Raw genomic sequence first — 16,281 nt, 5'->3', positions numbered from 1 at the left:
TCACCCCGGACTTGTTCCGGGACGGGCATGACATTCAATCTTACTTTACCTGGAAACGGTCTTTAATTTCTTGAGGGATGGCAAACGGCCGTCCCTTTTTCATATCCATAAGGACCCACTGCGTCTCGGATTCAAAAACGACCTTGCCGTCAGAAACGCGTTCAAAGCGGCACTTGCGTACGCTCATGACCTTGCTGTAGCCAGCGACCCAAGTCGTTCCACGGATTTCATCGCCCAAGAACGCCTGATTCTTGTATTCCACGAACTGCGTATGGATCATCCAGCCGCAACCGAACTGGTACATGACATCGGTCGCACCGACGGAATCCGAATGAGCAATCGAAATATCCTGAACCCACTGCACCGCCCACACATTATTCATGTGCTTGTTCTCGTCAATCATTTCGGGCGTCACCTTAAAAAGCTTTTCAAACTTCACCGGGTTTTCATTTTCATCCATCACTACAGCCATTGTAAGCCTCCATTCAAAATAAATGTAACAAAATAATTCTAGCTATGAGGTCGGGCCTTTCGGCCCTTTGAGGTATGGGCTAAAAACAAATTGTTCATAGCCCAAAGCGAAGCGCGCTCAAAGCGCTTTAGCGCGACCCCATACCTCAACAAGCTCTAAAATTACAGTTTTTATTGCAATTATTCGCTTAACATTCCCATTTTATGTTATTTTTCTTTGCGTTAAAACATTAAGTGGGAAAACCTATGGAATGGAATGATTTCACGAGCCTGACCGCAGAAAACATGCAGGCAATTTGGGACTTCAAGACAAAAGACCCGTTTTCAATTTTAGGCATCCACCCGATCGAGACCGATCGCGGAATCAAGACCGTCATCCGCACCTACCAGCCGCAGGCATGCTTTGTCCGCGGTGAATCGTGCGACGGTACCGAAGAATTTGACTTTGTGAAGCTTGGCGACACTGGATTTTTCGAAGCCATCCTCGACTTGGAATACAAGCCGTTCTTTTACAAGCTCATCATCAAGCAAGGTGACGGTATCGAATACACACTCGTCGATCCTTATGCATTCTTGCCGGTCCTCAGCGACTTTGACCGCCACCTGATTGCAACGGGTACGCACTACGAACTTTACCGCAAGCTCGGCGCAAACATCATCGAGCACCAGGGATTCAAGGGCGTTCACTTCGCCGTCTGGGCGCCGAACGCTCATGCCGTTTCTGTAGTCGGCAATTTCAACAGCTGGGACGGCCGCCGTCACCAGATGCGCATGCTCGGAGCCTCGGGCATTTGGGAAATCTTCATTCCGAATCTTGGCGAAAACGAACTTTACCGCTTTGAAATTCACGGCGCCGACGGGAACCTCCATGTGAAGGTAGACCCGCTTGCAAAGCTTGCCGAAGTCCGCCCGGCAACAGCCTCCATCACCACGCACCTCGACGGTTACGAATGGGGCGACGATCTTTACATGAAGACGCACTGGGCCACAAAGGTCTTTGGCGCTCCGATGAACATTTACGAAGTCCACGCCGGTTCCTGGCGCCGCGACCCGGCCAACCCGGACCGTTTCCTCAACTGGGACGAACTCTCCGAACGCCTCATCCCGTACCTCAAGGAAATGGGCTACACGCACGTGGAATTCTTGCCGCTCGCCGAACACCCGCTCGACGAATCCTGGGGCTACCAGGTCACCGGTTACTACTCCCCCACGAGCCGCTACGGCACACCAGACCAGTTCCGCCACTTTGTGGACCTCTGCCACCAGAACGAAATCGGCGTGATTTTGGACTGGGTTCCGGCTCACTTCCCGAAAGACGCTCACGCTCTCGGACGTTTCGACGGCACCGCCTGCTACGAACACGCCGACCCGCGTCAGGGCGAACACCCGCACTGGGGCACCTACATCTTTAACCTCGGCCGTAACGAAGTCAAGAACTTCCTCATTGCAAACGCGATGTACTGGCTCAAGGAATTCCACTGCGACGGTCTGCGCGTCGATGCCGTTGCCTCCATGCTTTACCTCGACTACGGTAAGGGTCCAGGCGAATGGGTGCCGAACAAGGACGGCGGCAACATCAACTACGACACGCTCGAATTCCTGAAGCACTTGAACAGCATCATGGGCCGCTTGACCCCGCATGCCATCCTTATCGCCGAAGAATCGACAAGCTTCCCGAGCATCACACGCCCGCCAGAGCAGGGCGGTCTCGGCTTCCACTACAAGTGGAACATGGGCTGGATGAACGACTTCCTCTCCTACATCCAGCACGAACCGATCCACCGCAAGTACCACCACAACCAGCTCACATTCAGCATGGTCTACGCTTATTCTGAAAACTTCATACAAGTTTTCAGCCATGACGAAGTGGTGCACGGCAAGGGATCCATGCTCGGCAAGATGCCTGGCGACAACTGGCAGAAGTTTGCAAACCTCCGCCTCACCTACGCATTCCAGTACGCACACCCGGGCAAGAAGCTCAACTTCATGGGCAACGAATTCGGTCAGTTCCGCGAATGGAACGAAAAGCGTTCACTCGACTGGCACTTGATCAGCTGGGATAGCCATGGCAAGCTCCTCGAAATGATGAAGGTCCTGAACCACATCTACAAAGAAAATTCTCCGCTGTGGGAAATCGACCATTACTACACCGGATTTGAATGGATCTGGTGCGATGACGCCGACAACTCCATCGTAAGCTTCGTCCGCAAGGATGACCATGGCAACATGATTCTCTGCGTGTTCAACTTCACGCCGGTTGTCCGTAACGATTACCGTCTGGGCGCTCCTGCTCGCGGTGCTTGGAAAGAAATTTTCAACACTGACGCAGCCATGTTCGGCGGCTCTAACGTGGGCAATCTCGGTGAAGTCTGGACGCAGGATGTTCCGTGGCAGAACCGCGAATGGAGCTTGAACATCAAGCTTCCGCCTCTTGCCGCAGTCTACTTCAAGCTCGAGAGATAATAGCGCATTCGCGCAGTTCTTAGTCACTAGTCATTAGTTACTAGAATTTCATTAAAAAGTCCCTGAATTCATTTCAGGGATTTTTTTAATTCAATGTTATCGAGAACAAAAGCATAATTGACGACGAGCGGAACACGCCATCGTCATCGGACCAGTATTCGCCGGAATTGAATGCGACGGACGCGCCTAAAGCAACGTGTTCACTCACCCACCATTCCTTACCCGCTTCAAGTCCAAAGCTAAAAGCACGTAGCCCAGTATTTCCTTTAAACCTTCGGTTATTCGTTGCATAACCCGTCACTCCAAGAGAACCGCTAAAGAAAATATTATTCCATTGGGGCACATAATACGTGATCCCGGCACCTACATAGACAGAACTAAGCACATAAAAATCATGGTCTACATACTGTGAAGTTCCATACACGGCTTCTCGAAAATTGGAATACATCACATATCCCAAGTTCGCATGCAGGGCCAAATCCGTAACGGCATAATAGCCCAGCTTTCCGTGAAGCATGACGCCAAGACCGTCAGCAGTCATAGATTCCTTGCCATTTGTATTTTCAAATGATGCGTAACCAAGCCCCATTGCAGCATTTGCAAACAAGCCATCATGCGAATACGGCGCAGACAAAGGTGCGGCAAAGGCAACCGATGCAACAAGCTGCAACAAAATGAGAAGGCGTTTCATACTTTAAGGCTGAATTTAGAAAAAAAGAACCCCGCCGTTTCCGGCGGAGTCCTTTCAAGATTTCGAGAATCTAGTTTGCGAACCTTAATTCATCGACTTAGTTCAAAGTGATGAGAGTAAGGGTGCGCTTGCCGACCTTGATACCCTTAGAGATATCGACAGTCTTAGCCTTCTTGGACGGGTCGTTTGCCCAGCCTTCCTTGAGCTTTTCGGAAGTCTTGTCCAAAGTCTGGACAGAAGCCTTGCCCTTGAAGCCCGGAATGTCGAGCTTGATGTCGAAGTCGCTGTACGGGCTCTTGTTCACGAGGAGGAGCTGCTTCTTGTTGCCGTTTACAGTGTAGTAAGCGGTCAGGAGAGCGTCTTCGTCACCCTTGATGGTGGTCTTCATGAGCTTGCCACGGAGAGCGTCAGAAGCCATCTGGAATGCCCAGTAGCTCGGGCGCGGGCAGTTCATGCATTCTTCACCAGAACGGGTCAAGTAACCGTAGTCACCGCCTTCCGGAGTGATGTCGTTGTGGATATCCCAGTACTGAGCGTTATCGACGTTTTCAGTAGCGAGCATACCGAGGTAGTCAGCGACGAACAAGCCGTTTTCGACAGACAAGGTCTGCGGACCCGGGTTGAAGTCAACAGAGTTCCATTCGGTGAGCCAGAGTTCAATCTTCTTATCCTTGTTGTACTTCTTGGTCCACTTGTCCACGACCTTGTGCAAACGTTCGTAGATTGCAGTGAGGGTCTGCGGAGCAGAGAGCATAGCGAAGTCGTTTTCTTCACCGAAGTGCTGCGGGTAGTGGTGGACGATAAGACCGTCAGCAATGTCACCCGTTTCAGCAAGGACCTTTTCGTTCCAGTCGCCTTCGAGAACGCCGAGCACAGCCACCTTGATGGTCGGGTCAACTTTCTTCATGGCTTCGATGAACTTACGAGCGCGCTTACCATAGATGGTACCGCCGTCCTTACCATACTTTTCGTAATACGGATGCCAGTTACCGTAGATTTCGTTACCGATTTCCCAGTAGAGGATGCCGGCCTTCTTGTCGATGTTCGTGTGCTTGACCCAAGCAGCGGCTTCCTGTTCCGTGCCAGAACCGAAGTTCACAGTGAACATGGCGTTAGAGCCAGTCTTCTTCAACCATTCGAGGAATTCGTCGGTATCGACCATCCAGTCGTGGTTGTCGAGGATTTCCTTCCAGTGGTCGTCATCAGCACGGAGACCACCCGGGTAACGGATAATGCCGTGGTTGATGCGCTTTGCAAATTCGCGAGTCTGAACCTTGAAGTTCTTGTTGTCGAGCATGTCGCCGTCCCAAAGGGCTGCGTTGATACCGAAGAGGCCACCAGAGATTTCCGGGTTGAGAACTTCCTTTTCGCCCTTCACCAAAACCTTGATGACAGCCGGACGTTCCTTAGCCTTGACAGCGCGCTGGTTGGTGAGGCGGATGTTGTCCACCTTGAAGCCACCGGCAGTACCTTCACCACTCGGCTTGAAGTCGAGAGCAGTTACACCCTTGAGGTCGAAGAGACCGTTTTCAACAGCGTTAGGCGGTTGATAGTACGGGAACTTGCCGAACGTACGGAACGGAACGAGGATTGTGGTCTTGCCCTTCGGAGCACCGACGTTAGAAACGAAGATTTCGTTGCCAGCATCCTGAACCTGAACGGTGATGGACTGCCAAGCCTTGTCGGAGTACACGTCGAACATGAGGCCCCAGTGCTTGGTCCAGTCACGGTCAGCAGCCGGACGGCCATTCTTCTGCATGTCGAGCACGACGTCAACCCAGTCAGCAAGGAGGTAGTGTTCGATATTCAAGCAGTTGCTCTTGAATTCGGCGCAGTTTTCAATCTTGAACTTGAGCTGAGACTTCGGACCAGTGGACGGTTCCCACTTGTCCTTGGCAAACTTGCCTTCGAAGTCGGAAATCACGTAGTCCGGAGCGTTGGACTTGAAGGAATCCCACTTGAGATCCGGGTCCACCCAGTCGATGTTAGATGTGAAGGTGATCTGGTCCACAAAGACCGTCACAGGAGCCGGCTTGCCCGGTTCACCTGCGTTTTCGCCCTTACCGACAGAGAAGCGGATTTCCTGAATCTTGTCCCACTTGATGTCCTTGGCAACTTCGGCCTGCTTGTTAGCGTCCCAAGCCTTGCCCTTGTCGGTGAAGCGCTTGAGAGGAATCTTGGCGAGCTGCCAATCCTTGGAGACCTTGATCCAATCGTTGAGACCGACCTTGGTCTGGCTCTTGATGTCGTTGCCCTGGTTGTCGAGGATACCGACGTAGAGCTTTTCGCCGCCGAGCTTACCCTTGATCCAGAAGTAGAGACCGCCCTTGTCGCGAACCTTGGAGAGGTCAATGAACTTACCTTCACCGAGAGAGTAGGTCACGCCAGACCAGTCGTTGTTATCGATGTACATGGCGAGCACGTTCTTGTTGCCCGGAGTCTTGGACTGAGCTTCACGCTGAGCGGTGAGGCCACCGTAGCTGTAAGCAAAACCCTTGACCTGGTTGTCGTAGAACGTAGCGAGCGTCTTGGCCTTGCCGTCGAGCTTTTCCGGGTTCTTCGGACCGTCGATGACGTCGTTGTTTTCATCCCAGTAGACCATCTGCTTCTTCGGGGCAGCCTTCTTGTTGCCCTTCACGATTTCGATATTGTCGATCCAGACTTCGAATTCGCTTGCAGCGCTCTTGTCTATGGAGAAACGGATTTCAGCAATCTTGTCCCAGTCGATACGAGCCGGGAATTCGGACTTGCGGGTGTTGTCCCAGTAGAGACCACGGTCCGGGAAGTCCACGAGAGGAATGGAAACCTTCTTCCAGTCCGTCGTCACGGCGCCGCCTTCGATGTACTTGTTCATCGGAAGCACAACCTGAGTCTTCTTGCCGTCAGAAACTTCTTCATCAAGGAGACCGACCTTCACGGCTTCGCCACCGTTCTTGCCCTTGATCATGAATTCGACCTTGGAGTCAAGCATGTACTTGTTCAAGTCGAAGAATTCGTTGTAAAGGCAGATGGAAGCACCGGAGTATTCCTTCGGGTCCAACTTGATGTTCAAGGCAGCCTTGGACTTGTAACCACCAGACTTTGTGATGGTGACACCCTTGCTCGTGCCGCCGTAAGAGTAATCGTATCCACCCGGACGGTACTGTTCATCGAAGAACTTGTACACAGCCAGATGCGGACGTTTCGGCTGAGCCATTGCAGCTGTAACACTCAAGCCGAGGACGGCGAGCGAGGCAACTTTCAATGATTGCTTAATCATAATGTGCATCCTTTTGTTGTTTTTGATTTAAAATTATAAACCTGCGAAATAAAAAGCGCACACGTCAATCGATTTAACGTGTACGCCTGAAAACGTAATTACTTGGCTTCCTTCAACATCTTTTCGACGAGATCCGGGCTGAAGCGGTCCTGACGCTTGCCGTTGATGTAGAAGTTCGGGGTACCCTGAACGCCGACCTTGACGCCCAACTGGAAGTCCTTGTCGATGCGAGCGCTCATAGCGGAATCGAGAACCATGTCCTTCTTGAACTGTTCGATGTTGAGGCCAACTTCCTTAGCGACTGCGATGTAGATGGAATCAGAGAGTTCACGGGAGTGCGGTGCGAGAGCATAGCGGTATTCCCAGAACTTGCCCTGCTTCTGAGCTGCGATAGAAGAAGCGGCTGCAGCCTTGGCATTGGAGTGGAAGCTAAGCGGGAAGTGCTTGTAGACGAACTTGATTTCGTTCGGGTACTTCTTGTTGAGTTCCTGCATGGTCGGAGCAATACGAGAGCAGTACGGGCACTGGAATTCCGTGAATTCGACAATCGTGAGCTTCGGGTTCTTGGTATTGCCAAAGACCGGGCTTTCATCATCCGGGATGTCCCAGACCTTGTTGTCGGCTTCCATTTCGGCACGGGCCTGTTCAAGGGAGATGCCACGCTTGTCGAGGGCATACTTGATGATTTCAAATTCTTCCTTGACCTGCTTGAAATCCTTTTCAAGGTTATCCAGGCGAGCCTGCTGGTTGAACGAACCGCCAGCGGAAGCTTGGTTGCAAGCAACGAGGCCGGAGACTACAAGAGCCATAGCAAAGAGAGAGAGACGTTTCATTTTAGTCCTTTGAGTTAAAACTTGAGGGCACAATCAGCCCACGATGTGTGAGAAATATAATAACGAAAACTTACTTTGATTTGAGAAAAACATCAAAAATGCATACACAATCGTCTCATCTGTATCCATAGAAAACAATTGTAAAATCTGATTTTTTGACAATTTTCCGCAAATCGGGATCCGTAACTACAAGCAATTCAATAAGTTACAAAAGTAAAAGTGGTGAAAAACGTGATAAAAATCGCATGAAAAGAATTTACAATGTAGTAGACGGTAGGAAGTTAGAAGTAGGAAGTACAATTTATAAGCAACAATAAACAAAAACTATCGTCGAAAACAAAAAACGAGAGAACTATCTCTTCCTACTGTCTACCGCCTACTTCCTACTAAAACTTTACTATTTTTTATGCATATGAGTGAATATTTGCATAAATCGTTTGGTCCCGTTGTCCCAAAGGATTTTAACAAGGATTACGGTGAAAAAGGCTTTTTGTTGGAAAGCGGCAAGACGCTCCCGGCCCTCACCCTCCGTTACGAGACCTATGGCACACTGAACTCCGCCGGCGACAACGCCGTGTGGGTTTGCTCGCCGTTAACAGCCGATGCACACGCTGCCGGCTGGTACACCGAAAATGACAAGAAGCCCGGCTGGTGGGACGAACTCATCGGACCTGGCAAGGCTATCGATACAGACCGATTCTTTGTAGTTTGCAGCAACATCCTCGGCGGATGCAAGGGATCTACCGGCCCGGCAACGATCAACCCGCGCACGGGCAAACCTTATGGCAGTACTTTCCCTACCATCACGATAGGCGACATGGTGCATGCCCAGAAGGAACTCGCAAACGCTCTCGGCATCAAGGAATTCTACAGCGTCATCGGTGGTTCCATGGGTGGATTCCAGGCGATGAAGTGGGCCATCTACTACCCGGAACAGGTGAAGCGCATCATCGTGATCGCAAGCTCGCCCAGATTCTCGAGCCAGGCACTCGGCTTTGAAGTTGTGGCCCGCGATGTCATCACGCAGGACCCAAACTTCCACGGTGGCGACTATTACGAAGAAGGTAAGACAAGACCGGACATCGGCCTTGCGAACGCCCGCAAACTCGCGCACATCACGTACCTCTCCGCCGTCGGCATGGAGAAGAAGTTCAAGCGCGCCCAGGATCAGGAAAACAGAAATCACGCCGTATCGTACACGACGCCGTACGACTTGAATCTCCCGATCGAAAGCTACTTACGTTATCAGGGAACAAAGTTTGTTGACCGCTTCGACGCGAACAGTTACTTGCACATTGCGCATGCAACTGACGCATTCGACCTCGAAACGGAATACGGCAGCATCGAAAACGCCTTCAAGGACATCAAGGCCGAAGTCCTGAACGTGAACCTTTCGACCGACTGGCTTTTCCCGCCACATGAAAGCCGTCGCATTACAAGCGCACTCCTCAACACAGGCAAGACCGTGACGAGCCTCGAACTCGACACGCAGTTTGGCCATGACGGATTCTTGATTGAAGTTGGCGAACTCGGAAAAGCCGTGGGCCGTTTCCTCGATTCCAAAATTATCCCGCAGAACGGAACGCAGGCATTGCCTGTATTCCATGACCAGAGCGACTTCCAGCGCATCAGCAAGCTCGTGAAGGAAGGGAGCCATGTGCTCGATCTCGGTTGCGGCAGTGGTGACTTGCTGGATTACCTTATCCGCAAGAAGAACGTCACGGGCTTTGGCATCGAAAAGAACATCAAGGGAATTCTCGACTGCCTCGAAAAAGACGTACAAGTTATCCAGCGTGACTTGGATGAAAGCGGCCTCACGGACATCAAGGACGGAAGTTTCGACTACGCCATTATCAACCGCACGATTCAGGAAATCCGCGACCCGGTGGCGCTTTTGAACGAGCTTTTGCGCGTAGCAAAGCAGGTCATCGTGACGTTCCCGAATTTCGGCCACTGGTCAGCCCGCGGAAGCCTGATGCTCCACGGCCGTATGCCAATTTCCAAAGAACTCCCCTACGAATGGTACGATACGCCAAACATCCGTGTGCTTACGCTCAAGGACTTCTATACGTTGTGCAACAAGGAAGGGTTCAAAATCGAAAACTTGCACTTCCAGAATGAACACAAGATTAGCAAGTTCCTGACGGCCATTGGACTTGCGAACTTCGGCGCCGAACATGTGATAGCCACGATTAGTAAATTAGACGAAAGACGAGAGACGAGAGACGAAAGAGGATAAAATGTCTATTATTTCCATGACCGGGTTCGGCAAGAGCGAATCCACATTGCAAGGAATCACATGCGTTATTGAAGTACGCAGCGTGAACAGCCGTTTCCTCGAAATTTCTAGCAAGATTCCGAAGAACTTCGCTTATCTCGAAAACGATTTTAAAGCCCAAATCAAGGACAAGCTCGTCCGCGGTTCCGTGAATTTGTCGATTACGCTTGGCGCAGGCAATGCCGGGAACATTCCCGTTTGCTACAACGAAGCCGCCGTGGAAAAGTTTGTGGAAATCACGAAGGCGATGCAGAAAAAGTACGGCATTGCAGGTGACATCAAGCTCGAACACGTGCTTGCCATCCCTGAAGTTTTGCAGTTCACGGACGGCAACGGCGACAACGAAGTCTGGGAAAAGCATTTGAAGGCCGAACTCGACAAGGCTCTGGATGGCGTCATCGCCATGCGCGAAAAGGAAGGCGCAAACCTCGCCGTAGACCTCACCCGCCGCGTGATCCACCTGAACGAAGTCATCGACAAGGTCGAAGTTCTCGACCCGCAGCGCATTGAAACGTGGAAGGTCAAGTTCCGCGAACGCATCAACACGCTCATGAAAGATTCCGAAATCGACGAAGTCCGCCTGTTGCAAGAAGCCTGCATCATGGCCGACAAGCTCGACATCCACGAAGAAATCACGAGATTCAGGAGCCACAACAAGCTGTTCCTCGACGCGCTCGCCAAGGGTGGCGCACAGGGCAAGAACCTCGGGTTTATCCTCCAGGAAATGGGCCGCGAAGCGAACACGCTTGGCACCAAGTGCCAGAACGCCGAAATCGCAGCACTCGCCATCGAACTCAAGAACGAGATCGAGTGCATTAGGGAACAGTCCATGAACGTCGCCTAAGGCGAGAATCAACACGCGCGAAAATTCTCAACACCATTTCTCAACATGGATTTTTTATCCATAGAAAGCCCTACGGAAGTAGGGCTTTTTGCTTAAAAACTATCTAACTTATAATCAGAAAGAATAAAACATCCACACTCCAACAACAAGCGTCTCGTGCAAACAGCACAAGACGCTTTTTCGTAATGCAAGACTTAACTGGACCCTTCACTTCGTTCAGGGTGACGAGTGCGACCTGCGTCTTCGTCATGTTGAGGGGCGAAGCCCTGAAACATCCAGTCATTTCTTGTATTGCGATAGCGAGAATTGACTGGACCCTTCCGCTTCGCGTCAGGGTGACGAGCGTACGTATGGGTGACGAGAAGGCGTTGCCCGCTTACTTCGACTGCGCTCAGCACAGGCTCCGGCGGGCATGACACTTCCTACCGCCGACTTCCTACGGTCTACTTCTTCTTTGAAGATTTCTTTTTCTTGTCGTTCATCTTGACGCGGCGGGAGCCGGAGCGGATGCGTTCCCACGGGGCAAAGGACATCGTCCCGAACGTAAACCCGAAAAACCAGACGTTAAAAGCAATCCAGAGAATGGCGGCAATGCCGATTCTTCTCCAGTCCACGACGACGCTCATGTCGATTACAAGTGCCGAAAGAGCAAGGAGCGATGCGATCATGACCGGAGCAAGCATTTTCTTGCCCGCTTTCACGAGGGCGCCAGCAGAGGGCGTTCCTTCACCGAGTTCCTTCCCTGCAAGCAACGCACAGGCAACAACGCCCGAGAACGCAATGGCACTAAGCACAGCCCACATGAGCCAAGCCTTACCAATCATCAGCGGGAACCAGCTTACAAATCCCGTAAGCAAAAGCCATGAAAGCGCAAACGGGAACAGCGCACAGGCAACACTCCACTTGGCCAAAAGCACAAGCAAAAGTGCAACACCCGCAAACACAGCAAAGAAAATCACAAGCATATCTTCATCGCCGCCCAACGCAAACAGCGCCCCCACAAAAGCCGCAAGCGCAAGCAGGCCGCCAAAGCCGCCACGCACACCGCCAAAGACAAAGTAGAGCACAATCAGGGAAAGCCCGGCAACAAAGAAATACTGCGCAGAATTCCAAGCCGAGGCCAAATTCGTGAACTTAGCAATCCACATACCAAGCGCTTCAGAAGCCCCAAGCGGAAGGGATGCCATCTGTTGCCAGCCCGTAGCGAGAAACGCCACCGAAAAGCCAACCATCAACAGCACAAAAATCAGGCGAAAGCGGAGGGAAAGTTCCAAAAGCTTTTGCACTTTGCCCGGTTTTTCACGTAATTCCATTTATTTACCTCGAGATCAACAGTTTTTGTTTTTTAGTCCAAGTTTTATTTTTTGTTTTAGAATCCGAAACGCTAACTTTCGCCTTGCTTCGGACAACATAGTGATACAGCCCATTGGCAAGCAACCGGCCATAATTGTCCTTGCCATTCCAATGCGTTACGCCAGATTTGGCATCCTTAATGACCTTGACAAGTCTACCATGCTGGTTATAGATGAAAATCGTCACTTCCGGGTCCTTGTCTACAGAAAGGTTCTTAAAGTAGAACGTCGTCCCCTTCTTGCCCATCGGATTCGGGACATTGAATACATCGGCAAGCCCGGTCTGCAAATCTTCTATAATCTGGACATTGACGGTCTTTATCGCAATGTTTCCAAGCACATCCAGGGCACGGACCCTGAACGTGTAATCGCCAGCCGGATACGCTTCCGTCGTTAACGACTTGCGGGCAACAGCACGTTTCGAGGACTGTTCCAAGAATGGAGCCGGATGATAGGGGTTTTCAAGCCCGACCATTTCAAAAGAAATGCCTTCATCGGCCTGTTCACGGTAATCCAAAGCTGTTTCATCTTCAACAACAACCTGCAAACAGGCCGGGGTCCTCAATTTCACATACTGATTATCGGCAAACGATGTCAATTCCCCGGCATTGCAAGACTGGATCTTGATCGTCGGCGGAGTATTATCATTCAAGGAATCTGCATAGTTAGAAATACCAGTTATCTTAATATTCTTTTCAAGATAGCGCCCAACAGCAGGTTCTTTCGACGAGAATGCCCATGCGCGGAATTCCGCAAGCGAATCGCCGATATTCAACTTCTTCGGAGTCACGAATTCCGTTTCAAAACGTCCATCGGCAACGGGAACGACTTCTGAATAAATAAGCGCGCCATCATAATTCACATCAATAATCTTTTCGATAGAAATCAAGTCAAGAGCCTTCGTATAACGGCCTTCCCTAAGCGTAAGGGCGATGTTTCCCGAAGTCATTCCGGACACTTTTCCAGAAAGTTTCATTTTATCAAGAGCCTTGATGGACTTCACCGGCGAATCAAGAGTAATCTTCATTTTCGCCAAAGGCAACTGAATCACAGGTTCGCCCATAAACACATAATGTTCCGTATTATGCACATTATCATGCGAATCCGATTCCTGACGGTTATGAACAACATTATCCTTAGCTAGCATATAGGCGACACCAAGATAATTTCCGTCTTTGGACAAAGCGTTATTTATCAAGTTCTTCGAAAATTGATTATTGTAAGATTCATACGTTTCACGAGCCGCACCAATTCCAGCAATAGCGCCTGCGCTTTTCTGAAGGACCATAGCTTCAGTCATTGACCTAGAATCCCCTTCATCAAAGCGTCCCACGGTACATGCAAACGAACTTATTATCGTGTATTTTTTTTCATTAGAAAGCTTTGCAATGTCCGATGTTCTGAACAAGCCTTCCGAAGCCAATGTGGACTTGGATCCATGACCGTAATATATGGTCATCAAGGCACCCTGATTCATAATATTCAGGAAATCGTTATTTGCTTCCTGTTTCTGTCCAGCGGCATCATACTCGTAATTCAGGAGATAAACCTTTTTCATGTTCATACGATAATTAAGTTTATCTGAAATCGCATCAATCGTCCTGGCCAACATTTCCTGGTCTTCGGTATGTGCAATCCTATCTACCGCACCGCTATTGCGGGCATCATCAGCCCCAAGCAGCATCGTAGACCTCCATTCCCCATGATCAAAACGGCCCACTTTTTCGTAATCACGAGCTTTTTCGTTGTACGTATAAAATTCATCGACGGACGATACAGGAATACGGCCAACAGCAAGGTCTACATCATATATGCGGGGACTTCTAACCATTTCTCCAGAATCCAGGACCGCAAAAAAGTCTTCGGTCACCGCCGACTCCTTTTCAAACGGAGGCATATAATTTTTTCCGAGTCTAGGATTAACGCCTCGATAGTCATAATGGCCAGAACCAGCGAGCAACACAAACCGCAAATCCGGGCAGACACTTCGAGCGTAGGCGATGTAGTTTCGAATCGCAATCGGAGAAGGAGATCCACCGGTGTAATGCCTGTAAATGTTTTCTACAGCAACAACGGCTGTGACAAGCGGGCTTATCGCAGAATCACTGGAACGGAACGAAGCAAGATCTTCCGCCGGTTCAAGGAATTCTTCTGGCGTAATAATCAGGTATTCCGTCTTAGATGAAATCTGCGCAAGCTTCTGGACTGCATTTGGGGATGGCGCAGGTATAGCTTCAATACTGAGAGTGGAGTTACGGCGGTCCTTCTCGTTATAAAGCAAGTATCGAACATCTTCATTAAAGCCAATACTATCGATAGCGGTTCCATTCGAAATTTTCAGAAGTCCAACCGGCTTAAAGTTCACAAACTTCATCAGGCGCAGATCGGAATCTTTACCGACAGGGATCCGAACAATTCCGGTCGCAAACCCAGGCAATAGCCATTCCGCAGAATCGATAGACACAGAAGCCGGATCCCACTGGTAGGCTACGGAAACGCCATCAAAGCGGTCGTATTGGTTTTCGTTCGGAAGCATGGTCAATTCATACTCGTTCCCAGAAGCCTTGAGGGATTTGAACTCCATAGCGAAGTTCCCTCCCGGCAACAAGACGCCATCGGACCAGTAAAAGGTGTCTGCACGATCCTTTGAATGCTGTTCGCCATTGACACTCAGCTTAAAATGAATCGACTTCATCCGCGATGAGTAAGCACTATCAGACATATAGCCAATCGACTGATCCACACCACTGCTTGAATTTATCGAGCGAAGCGGGAAATAGGTAACAGACGCAAATCCCTTGCCATCCTTGACAAGCCCAGGCAGGTCCACGATCTGCGATTCCGCATTCAAGTCCGTAACGACCGTAGTTTCATTTTTATCATGCCATTTCCAGAACCACTCTTTTCCAGTTGTTTTTTCCCAATCGAGCGATTTGCCGTAATAGGTATCGATCAAGAGTTCATCTTTCTCGGCTCGCACATACCTAAGCCACTCAATACTTTTCGGCGTCGATTTCGGCTGAGCAAGAGTTCCAAGGCGTTCGCCCTTCCCCACTTCTTTATACCCGAGAATAAAATGCTGGTAAAAAGAATACGGAGAATATGAATGGAAATAGTTCATGTTCGTTTTGGGATAATTTTCTTCTTCCGAATCGATCCTTTTCCAAAACGCATTGCCATATCCCACGAAATAAAGGGAATCGCCTTCATCAAAGATGCCGTTAGAATTGCGGTCATCAACTGTTATGGGCAGTTCGAAGAGCTGGTTCGGGCTACGGAGCTTGGCTCCTGGCCCCATGTCAGGAAGCGTATCCGGCGAGGCTCCGTAAACGCAAATTTTTTCTACGGGAATTCCGCTCAAGTCATCACGGCTTGTGAATTTCAGAAGGGAATTGAAACCAACAGCATACAAGCCATCTTCGCGGAATGTCGCCATATCCTTGTCGCCAACAACCAGTTTGGCAAGCTTGACAACGCCATCGATTTCAGAAGCCGCTTCACGGCGCAGGGCCGTACGGGGTGCGGCCGTTCCAAACTGCGCGGCGGACTTCGAGTTCACCACCTGCATAAGTGCACGAGCGCCCGGATTGCGGCCACTTGCCGAAGCACTTGCAAAATCGACATTCAAGCGGAAATCCTTGCGAAGGGCTATGGAGCCGGCCTGCTTTACATATAGCGGAACCAGCACATCGGCCATCCACAGATTATCCTTAAGGTACGGTTTTGAAACCGAGACGGTCTGGGACTTTACGGGAGTAGACTTGCAGTACGAAGTTCCAAGCGCAACAAGCTTATTGTTGGTTACCGAGACCGAAGGCATATCGCCTGACGGAAGTGCCACTCGGTAATAGCGGTACGGCACCCTGCTAGAATCCATGTAAAAAGCATTTTCGGGAGCAAAGCGCATTCCCGAACCGTCTTCACAAGATTCTTTAGACGTATCAAGGACCTCGTCGTCTAAGATAAAATGTTTCTTGGAATCTTCTATGACAGAAGAAGCCATGCTGGAGACCGTTGCACAGGCAACCAGTAGAATCTGAAATTTTTTAATGATAGATTTCACAAATTCTAAAATAGTAAAAAAAGAAAA

9 protein-coding genes are annotated in these 16,281 nt (G+C 50.1%); 3 read left to right on the top strand and 6 right to left on the bottom strand.

Features of this window, described 5'->3' with window-relative positions; translation table 11 throughout:
* Window positions 1-40: 40 nt before the first annotated feature.
* Complete coding sequence (locus tag B7990_RS02635; protein ID WP_088639484.1) at window positions 41-472, bottom strand: thioesterase family protein; 432 nt, start codon at window positions 470-472, stop codon at window positions 41-43.
* Between the two features lie 245 nt (window positions 473-717).
* Between B7990_RS02635 and glgB the strand changes: the two genes are divergently transcribed.
* A complete protein-coding gene (glgB, locus tag B7990_RS02630; RefSeq protein ID WP_088639483.1) occupies window positions 718-2,934 on the top strand; it encodes a 1,4-alpha-glucan branching protein GlgB in 2,217 nt (738 codons plus the stop codon).
* Between the two features lie 85 nt (window positions 2,935-3,019).
* On the opposite strand, the gene B7990_RS02625 is transcribed toward glgB, so the two are convergent.
* From B7990_RS02625 to B7990_RS02615, 3 genes are all read right to left on the bottom strand, one after another.
* Complete coding sequence (locus B7990_RS02625; protein ID WP_088639482.1) at window positions 3,020-3,625, bottom strand: hypothetical protein; 606 nt, start codon at window positions 3,623-3,625, stop codon at window positions 3,020-3,022.
* A 97-nt stretch (window positions 3,626-3,722) separates the two neighbouring features.
* The gene (locus B7990_RS02620; RefSeq protein WP_088639936.1) at window positions 3,723-6,884 is read right to left on the bottom strand and encodes a carbohydrate binding domain-containing protein; all 3,162 of its coding nucleotides are present in this window, start codon (window positions 6,882-6,884) and stop codon (window positions 3,723-3,725) included.
* Window positions 6,885-6,982: 98 nt separating this feature from the next.
* Window positions 6,983-7,717 carry a thioredoxin domain-containing protein gene (locus tag B7990_RS02615; RefSeq protein WP_088639481.1) on the bottom strand — a complete coding sequence of 245 codons (735 nt, stop codon included), beginning with the start codon at window positions 7,715-7,717 and terminating at the stop codon, window positions 6,983-6,985.
* A 412-nt stretch (window positions 7,718-8,129) separates the two neighbouring features.
* Between B7990_RS02615 and B7990_RS02610 the strand changes: the two genes are divergently transcribed.
* Window positions 8,130-9,956: a homoserine O-acetyltransferase gene (locus B7990_RS02610; protein ID WP_254917290.1), complete on the top strand. Its 1,827-nt coding sequence runs from the start codon at window positions 8,130-8,132 to the stop codon at window positions 9,954-9,956.
* Window position 9,957: 1 nt separating this feature from the next.
* Window positions 9,958-10,839 carry a YicC/YloC family endoribonuclease gene (locus B7990_RS02605; RefSeq protein WP_088639479.1) on the top strand — a complete coding sequence of 294 codons (882 nt, stop codon included), beginning with the start codon at window positions 9,958-9,960 and terminating at the stop codon, window positions 10,837-10,839.
* 443 nt (window positions 10,840-11,282) lie between these two features.
* Here the strand turns inward: B7990_RS02605 and B7990_RS02600 are convergent, their stop codons facing one another.
* Both B7990_RS02600 and B7990_RS02595 read right to left on the bottom strand, forming a co-directional pair.
* Window positions 11,283-12,152: a hypothetical protein gene (locus B7990_RS02600; protein WP_088639478.1), complete on the bottom strand. Its 870-nt coding sequence runs from the start codon at window positions 12,150-12,152 to the stop codon at window positions 11,283-11,285.
* A gap of 4 nt (window positions 12,153-12,156) precedes the next feature.
* Window positions 12,157-16,254: a C25 family cysteine peptidase gene (locus B7990_RS02595; protein ID WP_088639477.1), complete on the bottom strand. Its 4,098-nt coding sequence runs from the start codon at window positions 16,252-16,254 to the stop codon at window positions 12,157-12,159.
* Window positions 16,255-16,281 lie beyond the last annotated feature (27 nt).

It is taken from the genome of Fibrobacter sp. UWB4 (genome assembly GCF_002210345.1).
Lineage (GTDB): Bacteria > Fibrobacterota > Fibrobacteria > Fibrobacterales > Fibrobacteraceae > Fibrobacter.
Note: the sequence above shows the minus strand (reverse complement) of the source record. Positions and strands in the feature narration are given on the sequence as shown.